10 protein-coding genes are annotated in these 12,258 nt (G+C 38.5%); 6 read left to right on the top strand and 4 right to left on the bottom strand.

Translation table 11 applies throughout. The features are described from left to right. Positions 1-140 precede the first annotated feature (140 nt). Positions 141-2,294 carry a prolyl oligopeptidase family serine peptidase gene (locus NH454_RS04870; protein ID WP_253038374.1) on the top strand — a complete coding sequence of 718 codons (2,154 nt, stop codon included), beginning with the start codon at positions 141-143 and terminating at the stop codon, positions 2,292-2,294. A gap of 63 nt (positions 2,295-2,357) precedes the next feature. Here NH454_RS04870 and NH454_RS04875 read toward each other — a convergent pair whose 3' ends face one another. Together NH454_RS04875 and NH454_RS04880 are read right to left on the bottom strand one after the other, a co-directional pair. Further along, positions 2,358-3,449 (bottom strand): DUF481 domain-containing protein, encoded by a 1,092-nt coding sequence (locus NH454_RS04875; protein ID WP_235382469.1) that lies wholly within the window; start codon positions 3,447-3,449, stop codon positions 2,358-2,360. A gap of 206 nt (positions 3,450-3,655) precedes the next feature. Further along, positions 3,656-4,951 (bottom strand): anti-phage deoxyguanosine triphosphatase, encoded by a 1,296-nt coding sequence (locus tag NH454_RS04880; protein ID WP_135925001.1) that lies wholly within the window; start codon positions 4,949-4,951, stop codon positions 3,656-3,658. 216 nt (positions 4,952-5,167) lie between these two features. Here NH454_RS04880 and NH454_RS04885 point away from each other — a divergent pair, with 216 nt between their 5' ends. From NH454_RS04885 to NH454_RS04900, 4 genes are all read left to right on the top strand, one after another. Then, on the top strand, positions 5,168-5,986 hold the full coding sequence (locus NH454_RS04885) for a glucosaminidase domain-containing protein (protein WP_253038375.1): 819 nt from the start codon (positions 5,168-5,170) through the stop codon (positions 5,984-5,986). After that, complete coding sequence (locus NH454_RS04890; RefSeq protein WP_253038376.1) at positions 5,979-6,647, top strand: DUF2987 domain-containing protein; 669 nt, start codon at positions 5,979-5,981, stop codon at positions 6,645-6,647. Before NH454_RS04885 ends, NH454_RS04890 begins: the two co-directional genes overlap by 8 nt. 529 nt (positions 6,648-7,176) lie before the next feature. After that, entirely contained in the window at positions 7,177-8,067 is an 891-nt protein-coding gene (gene ppk2, locus NH454_RS04895; protein ID WP_253038377.1) for a polyphosphate kinase 2, read from the top strand. 15 nt (positions 8,068-8,082) lie between these two features. After that, entirely contained in the window at positions 8,083-8,397 is a 315-nt protein-coding gene (locus NH454_RS04900) for a hypothetical protein (RefSeq protein WP_253038378.1), read from the top strand. Positions 8,398-8,768: 371 nt separating this feature from the next. Here the strand turns inward: NH454_RS04900 and NH454_RS04905 are convergent, their stop codons facing one another. Both NH454_RS04905 and cspD read right to left on the bottom strand, forming a co-directional pair. Beyond that, complete coding sequence (locus tag NH454_RS04905; RefSeq protein WP_199526362.1) at positions 8,769-10,991, bottom strand: NADP-dependent isocitrate dehydrogenase; 2,223 nt, start codon at positions 10,989-10,991, stop codon at positions 8,769-8,771. Between the two features lie 487 nt (positions 10,992-11,478). Then, a complete protein-coding gene (gene cspD / locus NH454_RS04910; RefSeq protein ID WP_036968098.1) occupies positions 11,479-11,694 on the bottom strand; it encodes a cold shock domain-containing protein CspD in 216 nt (71 codons plus the stop codon). A gap of 208 nt (positions 11,695-11,902) precedes the next feature. Here cspD and clpS point away from each other — a divergent pair, with 208 nt between their 5' ends. Further along, entirely contained in the window at positions 11,903-12,211 is a 309-nt protein-coding gene (gene clpS, locus NH454_RS04915) for an ATP-dependent Clp protease adapter ClpS (protein ID WP_171040478.1), read from the top strand. The last annotated feature ends 47 nt before the right edge of the window (positions 12,212-12,258 follow it).

Raw genomic sequence — 12,258 nt, forward strand, 5'->3', positions numbered from 1 at the left:
TTAAAGGCCACGCTATTGCGTGGTTTTTTGTTTTTACATTGGTTTACAGCGCTTCCTGTGTTTGACCGCAAATAACTAGACATTCTTTTGTATTAACTTTACTTTCATTTTGTTAACAATAACTAAAAAGTAAAATTATTATGATTAAAAAAGCGCTTGCTTGTGCAATTGTTATTGCACTGACGGGGTGTAGTGAATCTACCCCAACAAAAACAGAACAAACTATAAAAACTGCAGAGGTTAAAGCTGCTGTGAATTATCCAGAAACGAAAAAAGGCAATGTTGTTGATGAGTACTTCGGCCAGAAAGTAGCCGATCCGTATCGTTGGCTAGAAGACGACATGAGCGAAGAAACGGCGCAGTGGGTAAAAGCCGAAAATGACGTTACCTTTTCTTATCTTAAAAATATTCCTTATCGCGATGAGCTTAAAACCACACTTGAAAAGCTGATGAACTATGAAAAAGTCACAGCGCCATTTAAAGAGGGTGAGTACACTTACTTTTATAAAAACGATGGCTTGCAAAATCAGTATGTGGTTTACCGTAAAAAAGGTGACTCTGAAGCTGAAGTGTTTTTAGATCCAAATACTTTTAGCGCCGATGGCACAACCTCAATGTCGGGCTTAACTTTTACTGAAGATGGAAGTTTAGCTGCTTATCAAATTTCTGAAGGTGGTAGTGACTGGCGTAAAATTATCGTTATTGATACAGCGACTAAACAGCCTATTGAAGAGGCATTAGTCGATGTTAAGTTTAGCGGTATTTCGTGGTTTGGTAACGATGGCTTTTATTATTCAAGCTACGATAAGCCAAAAGGGAGTGAGCTGTCGGCAAAAACAGATCAACATAAGGTCTATTATCATAAGTTAGGCACAGCACAGGCTGACGACCAATTAGTCTATGGTGGTACAGAAGCACAGAAACATCGTTATATTGGCGCTGAGGTCACGCGTGATAATCGATACCTAATAATTGCTGCAAGTACTTCAACATCAGGTAATAAACTGTTTATCAAAGATTTAACTAAGCCTGACAGCAAGTTAGTAACCATTCTAGATAACACAGATTCAGATACATCAATTATTGATAATGATGGCTCGAAACTGTATTTAGTGACTAACTTAAATGCGCCAAATATGCGTGTAGTGACAGTTGATGCCGCTGATCCAAGCCCAGAAAATTGGCAAGATTTAATTCCTGAAACTGACCATGTACTTAGTATTTCAAAAGGCGGTGACTATTTCTTTGCTAAGTATATGGTTGATGCGATTTCGCAAGTAAAACAGTACGATAAGTCAGGTAAACTAGTGCGTGACATTCGTTTACCGGGTGTGGGCACCGCATATGGCTTTAGCGGTAAGCACGACGCTGAAACGCTTTATTATTCATTTACCAATTACACCACACCAGGTAACATTTATTCATTTAATGTTGATTCTGGCCAGTCTGATGTATATCGCAAGTCGGGCGCTCAATTTAATAGTGAACAATACACATCTGAACAAGTGTTCTACACATCAAAAGATGGCACTAAAGTTCCGATGATAATTTCATATAAAAAAGGCACTGAGCTTAACGGTAAAAATCCAACAATTTTATATGGCTATGGTGGTTTTAATGTAAGTTTAACACCAAGCTATAGCCCAACTGTTGCCGCTTGGCTTGAGCATGGTGGCGTGTATGCTGTTGCTAATATTCGTGGTGGTGGTGAATACGGTAAAGAGTGGCACGTAAATGGTACACAGCTTAAAAAGCAAAATGTTTTTGACGATTTTATTGCTGCTGCAGAATACCTTAACGAAAAACAATTCAGCTCACCTGATTACCTAGCGGTACGTGGTGGCTCTAATGGTGGCTTATTAGTTGGTGCGGTTATGACGCAGCGCCCTGAGCTATTTAAAGTAGCACTGCCTGCTGTAGGTGTATTAGATATGTTGCGTTATCACACCTTTACTGCCGGTGCTGGTTGGGCGTATGACTACGGCACCAGTGAGCAAAGTAAAGAAATGTTCGAGTACTTAAAAGGCTACTCGCCAGTTCACAATGTTAAAGAAGGTGTTAGCTACCCTGCAACGTTAGTGACAACAGGGGATCATGACGACCGTGTTGTGCCTGCGCATTCATTTAAGTTTGCGGCTGAGCTACAAGAAAAAGGTGCGAAACAAAATCCGTATCTAATTCGTATTGAAACAAATGCAGGTCATGGTGCAGGAACACCAACCAGTAAAATTATTGATCAATACGCTGATATTTATGGCTTTACCTTATACAACATGGGTGTTAAATCGCTATAAGATAATATTTACTCAAATAAAATAAAAACGCCGAGCTTAAGCTCGGCGTTTTTATAGCAATTGCTATAAATCTATACCCAGTGCGAAAATCATTTTGTAATCTTCTTTTTCGGGGACTACACCATTTTCATCGGCTATCGGGTCGGATAGATAATCCCAGACTAATGAAATATCAAAATCAATGTCATCAGTAACGTCTATTTCAAAGCTTGCCATTGCATACTGTGAATCGCCACCAGTGTCTTCACTAGCCGTCAAATATCGATAGTTAAAACTAAAATCGATATTTTTGGTTACTTCCAGTTCGTAATTAGTGCCAACAAAATAAGACATTGAAGAATTTGATTTATCTTCACCATTTGCAACGGTATCAAACTCTGTTTTTTGATAAGCAGGACCTGTTGAAAAGTCCCACTCAATTTTGTCGGTATCCATTACGTAATAACCTACACCAGCACCTACAGTGTATTTATTGGCAATGTTTTGAAATGGGTCACGATAGTATTCAAAGAAAATAGGGCGAAAATACATTTTTTGCGTATAAAACCAGTCGAAGGTTCCATTTGCTCGTATGTTATTTTTAGTGACTTGCTCATCGCTGGTGGTGCGATACCCTAAAAACTCAGCTAAAAAGCGACTCGACGCTGTTCTGCGTTTGATATCGGCTCTGGCTGAATATTCAGTTTGATCAGTATTACCTCGAGATAGGTCGGCGCCCAATGATATTTTTACTGTCCAAGCACTAAGCTCACTATCAATTGACGGAGCGATAGAGACTAAATCACGATAACGATACTTAGCAGGAGCATCACCTACTTTTACATAACCACCCGATATATTTAGTGTGCCGCTGAGTTCTTCACCATCATTAAAACGAACTGTGTGATGACGTTCAGAAATAATCATGTAGATATCTTCGCGGTCGATCATCAGGGTATCGAGTACGTCGCTATCGAATTCGAGCTCCTTATCGTACATTGAAACGAGCTCACCTTTGAGCCATTCACCAGAGTTAAGTCGGATCCAATCAAAATGAGTGGCATCTTTTATGATTATGCCGCGTTCTTCAAGTAGTGGATCAGGAAGTGATTCTGCCGCATAGCCTGTAAATGGGCTAGCAACTAATAAACCAAGAAGCAGGTGTTTTTTGAGCATTATTTCAATCCATGTTTAATAAAACCAGCCCACATTACTTTAGGGTCAAATTGAGCAGGAATACCTACAAAGCTCATCAAAGTATTCGTGTCTCAAGCTGCCCATAAGGTAAGCAGATTGGCTAAAATCCATAAAGAATTAGTAGGTTATTTGCTAAAATAACCTACTTAATTTTAGAACATAATATTTAGCTGTTCAAAAAATAGTTAGGCTGAGGGTAAAAATAATCGTTGATAGGTTTTATATGCATACTCGTCACTCATACCTGATAAGTAATCACAGATCACCCGCATTGCATTACCGTTATTGTTGTGTGCGTTTAACCACATCTCTTGAGTTGTTTCTGGTAATAAACGCATCGGGTCGCTAGCAAAAGCGCTAAATAATTCTATAAGCAGGTTTTGACCTTTAAATTCAACCTGTTGCATTTTAGGTTCACGAATTAAACGCTTGAATACAAATTGTTTGAGCACATTGAGTATTTTTGAAAACTCATCAGGCAGGCTAACAGTATATTGTAAAATCTCTGATTCGAATTCGTTATTTTGTACCTCTAAAGAGGCATGGATAATAAATGTATTTACTAACTCACCAATGGCGTCTTTGCGTTCATATTCATGATGTGAGAAAAGCCTTGCGGTAATTGCACTTAAATGAGTTGTTAACCAAGGTGAATTGAGTTCTTGTAACTGAATAAGTGCATGGTTTTGCCAATCAGCAAACGTTAGTACTTCAGTGGCAATCGCATCTTCTAGGTCATGAACTGCATAGGCAATATCATCTGCCAATTCCATTATTGCAGAGTCAATAGACTTATAATGAGTTTTAGACCTAAACTCATCCACCTTGTAGTGGCTAGTCAATAATGCTTTGTCATTTTGTGATAGCGGCGCAATAATCCAATTAAAAACATCGTTATCATCTTTGTAAAGCCCTTTAGCCGGTCGCCAGTGATCGGCTTTTATGAAACTTCGCGTATCAGATAATGGTGGGATGGTATGCCATACATCATCAATAAACGCAGGGTACTTGATAAATCCCAACAAAGTCCGGCGCGTTAGGTTCATACCATAACCGTTGCTGTAGGGTTCAAGTTTAGAAACAATGCGTAAAGTTTGCGCATTGCCTTCAAATCCACCATGCTCGCGCATCATGTAGTTTAAAGCTATTTCACCACCATGACCAAAAGGTGGATGGCCAATGTCGTGAGCAAGACATAAGGTTTCGAGCAAGCTGCCACTCGGGAAGTGTTCAAATTCAGGGTGCTGTTTTTTTAAATGGCGCAGCAAACCACTGCCGATTTGTGCAACTTCAAGAGAGTGGGTTAGGCGAGTACGGTAAAAGTCGTTTAAGCCAATACCCATAATTTGAGTCTTTGCTTGTAAACGTCTGAAAGCAGCGGCATGGATTATTCGAGAGCGGTCAACTTGCCATGGTGAGCGGTTGTCATTGGGACGATATTTTTGTTGATCTATAATTCGTGCTTGCCAAGGTTGGCACATAATAAAAAAGCCTATGGTTTCGCGACTGAGTTAATGAAAGTATACGCAACCGCTTGAAAATTGCGAGTATATTGAATGTATTATGAGACTTTTTAAATACGATTGAGGTGAAAAAAATAGCACCGAATTCGCCAAAGATTGGCTTGTTTGATATACTCCGCCTTTGTATGTGTGTGATGTTACCGCACATGAGTAGTAGTTTACTTGAGAGAATACATGCTTAAATACGTTTTTCAAATTTTACTAGCTGCCTTTTTTACTTGGGCACTGTTGTCACCTTTTATAGATAATGAAAGTGATGTTGACGTATCTTCACAAGACCTTGCAACTAGCAAGGGCAGCCAGAAAACTATAAAAAAAGAGAAGCCATTACATAATGTTAAACTCCCTGATTTTGCTGCGTTCAGTGATGTAAAAGAGAAGAAACATGCATTTTTTGATTTTATACGCCCGCATGTTGAGGCTGAAAATAAGAAAATTTTGCAGCAAAGAGCAACATTAGAAATAGCTCGCATGATGCTGGAATATAATGAGCCTTTAACAGTTAAACAAAAATCAGATATAAAGAAAATCCTTACCAGTTATAAGCTGCCGACGACGATTGATGTACTGTCACTATCCCAGGCATTACGCCGTGTTGATATTATTCCAAAAGAACTTGCTTTGATGCAGGCTGCGAATGAATCGGCTTGGGGAACATCGCGATTTGCGCGAATTGGCCTTAACTTTTTTGGTCAGTGGTGCTACAAAAAAGGTTGCGGTATGGTACCACGCCGTCGTGCTGATGAAGCTGCCCATGAAGTAACGGCTTTTAAGTCTGTAAGAGCTGCTGTAAGCTCTTACTTTAAAAACATTAATACTCATGCGGCATACAAAGATTTACGTTCAATCAGAGCAGATTTACGCCGTCAACAAAAGCCTATTGAAGCCACAGTTTTAACGCAGGGCTTGTTATCTTATTCTGAGCGACGAGAAGCTTACATTGAAGAGTTAAACACAATGATAAATCAAAACAGAGCATATTTTGATGAATAAAGTTATGTCATGTTTCAAGGCGGTAGTGTTTGCCGCTACCTTAGGTGCTTCTGTAGGATCAGCAACCGCAGGCGAGTTTGTTGTTGCATACGATGGCTTTTATGACCGCCTTAAAGTGGTTAACAAAGGTGACTTTCAGTACGCGCAAGTAAACTTTTATTTATCTGACATTGCTACAAATGATGTATGCAAAATTAAGTCAGGGAAAATAATAACAGAACAACAAGAATTTGATCTTACCTATACAGATCAAGCCCAGTTGTTGCTACCGTTTGATAAACAACTCGATACAGATAAGGCGGTAATTGTCGTACAACCTGAGAATCCTCAGCATGATTGCCAATTAAAGCTACAAATTGAAGCAACCAACCTGAGTGACTTTGCACTGACAAAAGCAAACCTTTATAAGTTAAATGAAGAGTTTGATGAATTGCTATCTGATTTATCAGGATTCTTCGTCAGTAAATTAATGTGGTTTTTGTTGCCAGAGCAACAGGGAGTTGTGCTTAAATTTGCGGATGAAAATGTGGCAATATCAGAGGCTGATAATTGCAAGCAAAGCCGTTGTGCAATAATGGTGACTGATGATTGGCAAGACAATCAAACAAAACTGCAAACAAGTGCTCGGTTGATCAGCGCAACCCCATGGATTGTTAAATAACTGCATCAACAACATGCCCTGTGCGTATGTAAAGTGTGCTATATGAGGGAGCTTTTTATGCTCCCTCATTTATTTTAGCTTGCTTTTATATTTAATTAACCCTTTCATCAACAAGTATTGTTCTAATACTATCTTCTCTATTTTTATTTTCTTTACTACTCTTATTTTGTTGGTTTTAAGTTAGGTAAGATAAAAATAATGAGTAAAAAAATATAGCTTCAACTAATTTAGGTAGTTTTCTTACAATAAAAGATCTTAAGGTGTGAAATTTAATTATTATTTATTAATTACTTATGTTCTTGACATATTTAATGTTAGTAATTTTGTTTGCTAATTTAAAACTAACTAAAAATTATTAAATATACTCCTTGGTGTTGTTAGTAAAAAATAACTAAATTAAATATTTTTAAGGTTTTTCTATATCGATAAATAATAGATGTAGATCAATAAATAATGCTGCAACTGGCATAAAGTAAAAATATACAGTTCTTAATGAAGGTACGTAAATATTTACTAAAAAGGAGTTGCCATGCAGACAGTAAACGTCGAATCAGTATTAATTAAGCCTACAAAAGTAAGTAAGGGAAAAACTAAACAGGATGTTGTATTTGACTTAAATGTAAAGAACCCAAATTTAAAATGGAATGCTGATGGCCTATATCCATACAAGCGTAAAATGGACGTTGTAGAGTATGAGCGCCATAAACATGAACTTCAAATTGAGCTATTAAAAATGCAAGGTTGGGTGAAAGAGACTAACCAACAAATTGTTATTTTATTTGAAGGCCGTGACGCAGCAGGAAAGGGTGGAACAATAAAGCGCTTTATGGAGCACTTAAATCCGCGTGGGGCGCATGTTGTAGCACTTGAAAAACCCACTACCCGTGAACGTGATCAATGGTATTTTCAACGTTATATCAATCATCTACCTGCAAAGGGAGAAATAATTTTGTTTGACCGTTCTTGGTATAATCGCGCTGGCGTAGAGAAGGTCATGAGGTTTTGTGAAGACCAAGAATACCTCGAATTTATGCGGCAAACACCTCAGCTTGAACGCATGTTAGTTAACAGTGGTATTAAATTATTTAAATATTGGTTTTCTGTGAGTAGAGAAGAGCAATTTAGACGCTTTAAATCACGCCAAAACGATCCTCTAAAGCAATGGAAACTGAGCCCGGTTGATATGGCATCATTAGCCAAATGGCATGACTACAGTGCAGCAAAAGACGCCATGATGTTTCATACCCATACTAAAGACGCACCGTGGACTCAAATTCGTTCTGATGACAAAAAACGTGGTCGTATTAACTGCATGCGTCACTTTTTAAGTTGTTTAGATTATCCAGGCAAAGACCATGAAATTGTTGATCAAGTTGACCCATTAATTGTTGGTGAACCAACAAAAATATCTCAACGTTAAGATTAGGAGAGTGAAATGGAAATTACAGATCCAATGTATGACGAGCGCCTAGCAAAGTTAGAGAAGAGCCTCGCTAAAAGTAAAAAAGAAGTACAAAGAACCGCTGCGATTGCAAAAGAGGCTGCTGAACAAGCCCAAGCAGCCGTTGATAAAGCAAACGAAGCTGAAAGTCTTGCTAAGAATGCTCAAAAACGTCTTAAAGCAGCTAAAAAGCAACTAAAAGAGGCCATAGTGCTCAAGATAGCGCAAAAGAAAGCATCAAAAAAATCTGCCATTAAACGCGCTAAATGTATGGCTAAAAACAAAAAGGCGAAAACAGCAAACGCTTAGTTATAAGTTAAAACTGAATCGAAGCCATTGTTATATGTTGTGGTTTATGAACAGCTGACTAGGTGGAAGGAATAATATCAGTTGGCAGTCATGCTTAATCATTTAAGAGATTAAAGCTTTTTAACAGCTTTAAAAATTACTTATTTATGACTGTATGGATGTAGTAATTAGCACAATGTTGAGGCAATTTTCGAGAACAAGTAGATAACGAAGTTTGTGTTTTGTTATCAGCCAGTTTTTTGCATCAAAGTAGACGGTTTAATTAAGCGAATTGGTATAAAAAAGAGAGTTGCTCTTTTGCTAAGGCTCATAGAGCCTCAGCAATCGAGATAACTCTCTTATTTTTTAGAAGATTAGCGAGTTCTAACGAATTACACTAATTTTGCTAAAATATCGTTAAATGTTGTGCTTGGGCGCATTGCTTTGAATGCAAGCTCATCATTTGGTTGGAAATAACCACCCACATCCATTGCTGAACCTTGTGCATCGTTCAACTCAGTGATGATTTGCTCTTTTTGAGCTTCTAAATCAGTAGCGATTTGCGTGAATTGCGCTTTTAATTCCGCGTCATCATTTTGTGCAGCAAGTTCTTGTGCCCAGAATAATGAAAGGAAGAAGTGCGAACCACGGTTATCAATCTCTTTCACTTTACGTGAAGGTGATTTGTTTTCAGCTAAGAAAGTACCTGTAGCTTTGTCTAGTGTATCAGCAAGTACTTGAGCTTTCTTGTTACCTGTATTAACCGCTAGATGCTCTAAAGAAGCTGCAAGCGCCAAGAACTCACCTAAAGAATCCCAACGTAAGTGGTTTTCTTTTTCGAATTGTTGAACGTGCTTAGGCGCTGAACCACCTGCACCTGTTTCGAATAAACCACCACCATTCATAAGTGGTACGATTGAAAGCATTTTAGCACTTGTACCAAGCTCAAGAATCGGGAATAAGTCAGTTAGGTAGTCACGTAAAACGTTACCAGTTACTGAAATTGTGTCTTTACCTTCTTTGATGCGCTCTAATGAGAATTTAGTCGCTTCAATCGGTGCTAAAATATGGATCTCAAGACCATCAGTATCATGTTGTGGCAGATACGCGTTTACTTTTTTGATTAATTCAGCATCGTGTGCACGGTTTTCGTCTAACCAGAAAACTGCCGGTGTGTTAGTTGCGCGAGCGCGGTTAACAGCAAGTTTAACCCAATCTTGAATTGGTGCATCTTTTACCTGACACATACGCCAGATATCGCCTTGCTCAACAGCATGCTCAAGTAATGTTGTGCCTGCTGTGTCTACTACACGGATTTTACCAGCTGCTGTAACTTCAAACGTTTTGTCGTGTGAACCGTACTCTTCAGCTTTTTGCGCCATAAGACCAACGTTAGGTACGCTACCCATTGTTGTTGGATCGAATGCACCGTTTTCTTTACAGAAATCGATAGTTGCTTGGTAAACACCTGAGTAACAACGATCTGGAATTACAAAGCTTGTGTCTTGTAATTTGCCTTCGCTGTTCCACATTTGACCGCTAGAACGAATTGCAGCAGGCATTGATGCATCGATGATTACATCGCTTGGAACGTGAAGGTTTGTGATACCACGGTCAGAATCAACCATAGCAATAGCAGGGTTGTTGTCGTATACAGCTTGGATATCAGCTTCGATTTCAGCTTTTTTAGCTGCGTCTAGGCTTTCGATTTTTGAGAATACATCGCCAAAGCCGTTGTTTACGTCAACATCTAGTTCTTTGAAAAGATCAGCGTGTTTTGTAAATACGTCTTTGAAGAATACTTTTACAGCATGACCGAAGATGATTGGATCAGACACTTTCATCATGGTTGCTTTCATATGTAACGAGAACAACACGCCTTTGTCTTTCGCAGCTTGAATTTCTTTAGCAAGGAAAGCTTGAAGTTTAGCGGCACTCATACAAGAAGCATCAATAACTTCGCCAGCTAATAGTGGCGTGCTTGCTTTAAGAACCGTAATATCGCCGTTTTCAGCAACATGTTCGATACGCACGTCAGTTGCTTCAGCTACCGTTACTGATTGCTCAGAACCGAAGAAGTCACCTTCTTCCATGCTTGCAACGTAAGATTGAGAATCTTTGCTCCACGCACCCATTGAGTGTGGATTGTTTCGAGCGTATTCTTTAACTGAACCAGGTGCACGACGGTCAGAGTTACCTTCACGAAGAACCGGGTTTACAGCAGAACCTTTGATTTTGTCGTAAGTTGCTTTGATTTTCTTTTCTTCATCAGTTTTCGGCTCTGATGGATAATCAGGTAAAGCGTAGCCTTTAGCTTGCAACTCTTTAATTACAGCACGTAACTGAGGAATAGACGCACTGATGTTTGGTAGTTTGATAATGTTAGCTTCAGGTGTTTTAGCCATATCACCTAATTCAGCAAGTGCATCATCAATTCGTTGTTCTTCAGTTAAATACTCAGGGAAGTTGGCAATTACACGTCCCGCTAATGAAATATCGCGAGTTTCAACTTCAACACCTGCAGCGTTTGTGTACGCTTGGATGATTGGTAACAATGAATACGTAGCAAGAGCTGGCGCTTCATCTGTTTTAGTATAGATAATTTTTGATGTCATCATCATTCCTAGATAGTTGGCGTAATGTTTGATTGTAACTGCGCTAACAGTAACCCTTAATTAGCCATATTCAACAATGCAATTATACTGCTATGGTATATCAAGTCTTAAATATAAGTATTTCGATATAACGACAGCAAGCAGTCTGTTAGCTGTTGCAACTTAATACAGAGTATCAAAATAACCACAGCTGACAGACTGTAATACCAATTTGCAAAATAGATCTTTTAATTATGCAAAAAGGCATAAAATTCTTATAGCTCAAATAAGCTAGCTTTGAAATTAGCCAAAAGCCTTACGTCAAAATGACGAAAAAGCTAAATTTAAGCAACAAGAGTGTAACAAGCTTGGCTCTAAAGGGCTAATAACAATTAAACTATTGGGGTAAAGAAATGGAATTTCAAGTTGAAAATAAAAATCAGTGGGAGATAGGGAAGTAAGCGAGGATCTTAACAAGGTCGCTCGCTTGGTACTCGAATAGGTTCACCTAAGAGATCTCATCGTTAGGCGCAATATTCGTTGCGTGTAACCCTTTAGGACCTTGTTGCAATTCGAATGTTACATCTTGACCAGCTTTAAGTGTTTTATAACCGTCCATTACAATCGTTGAGTAATGAGCGAATATATCAGTCTCGCTGCCGTCTTCTACGATAAAACCAAAACCTTTGGCATTGTTGAACCATTTGACTTTTCCACAAGCCATACTTCTACATCCTTCTATAAGTTGACTAATTTAGTTATTCTAAACCGTGTAATTTGCTAGACTGACTAATGATTAATCAATCTATCTTTGACTGTAGTTTATTTGGCCAATCAGTCAAGTGTTTTGGGCTATTTTTTAACTATTTATTTATTTTTTTATTCAAGTTTGCTTGAGTTCTAAAGACAAGACTATATTTATTATGAGTGGTATGAAAGATTCTGGTGTTATTGATACAGTTCGCGATAGTGAAAAGCAAAAATTGCAGCCGCCGCGAAAATATAAAGTCATTTTAAACAATGATGATTACACGCCTATGGACTTTGTGATAGAAGTACTTATGACGTTTTTTAATATGGATAGCGATAGAGCAACAGATGTGATGCTTCAAGTTCATCATAACGGTAAAGCAATATGCGGTGTTTACAGTGCCGATGTAGCCCATACCAAAGCTGAGCAAGTTAATCGTTACGCACGAGATAACGAGCATCCACTGCTTTGTAGTTGTGAGCAGGAATAAATACCAAGGTAGGGTGAACCGATTAACCCGTCACAACGGTATATAAA

It is taken from the genome of Pseudoalteromonas sp. Ps84H-4, from assembly GCF_024124645.1.
GTDB lineage: Bacteria > Pseudomonadota > Gammaproteobacteria > Enterobacterales > Alteromonadaceae > Pseudoalteromonas > Pseudoalteromonas lipolytica_C.

Coding starts and splice junctions, on each gene's coding strand:
- NH454_RS04870 (WP_253038374.1), top strand. CDS start 141: ATGATTAAAAAAGCGCTTGCTTGTGCAATTGTTATTGCACTGACGGGG.
- NH454_RS04875 (WP_235382469.1), bottom strand. CDS start 3,449: ATGCTCAAAAAACACCTGCTTCTTGGTTTATTAGTTGCTAGCCCATTT.
- NH454_RS04880 (WP_135925001.1), bottom strand. CDS start 4,951: ATGTGCCAACCTTGGCAAGCACGAATTATAGATCAACAAAAATATCGT.
- NH454_RS04885 (WP_253038375.1), top strand. CDS start 5,168: ATGCTTAAATACGTTTTTCAAATTTTACTAGCTGCCTTTTTTACTTGG.
- NH454_RS04890 (WP_253038376.1), top strand. CDS start 5,979: ATGAATAAAGTTATGTCATGTTTCAAGGCGGTAGTGTTTGCCGCTACC.
- ppk2 (WP_253038377.1), top strand. CDS start 7,177: ATGCAGACAGTAAACGTCGAATCAGTATTAATTAAGCCTACAAAAGTA.
- NH454_RS04900 (WP_253038378.1), top strand. CDS start 8,083: ATGGAAATTACAGATCCAATGTATGACGAGCGCCTAGCAAAGTTAGAG.
- NH454_RS04905 (WP_199526362.1), bottom strand. CDS start 10,991: ATGACATCAAAAATTATCTATACTAAAACAGATGAAGCGCCAGCTCTT.
- cspD (WP_036968098.1), bottom strand. CDS start 11,694: ATGGCTTGTGGAAAAGTCAAATGGTTCAACAATGCCAAAGGTTTTGGT.
- clpS (WP_171040478.1), top strand. CDS start 11,903: ATGAAAGATTCTGGTGTTATTGATACAGTTCGCGATAGTGAAAAGCAA.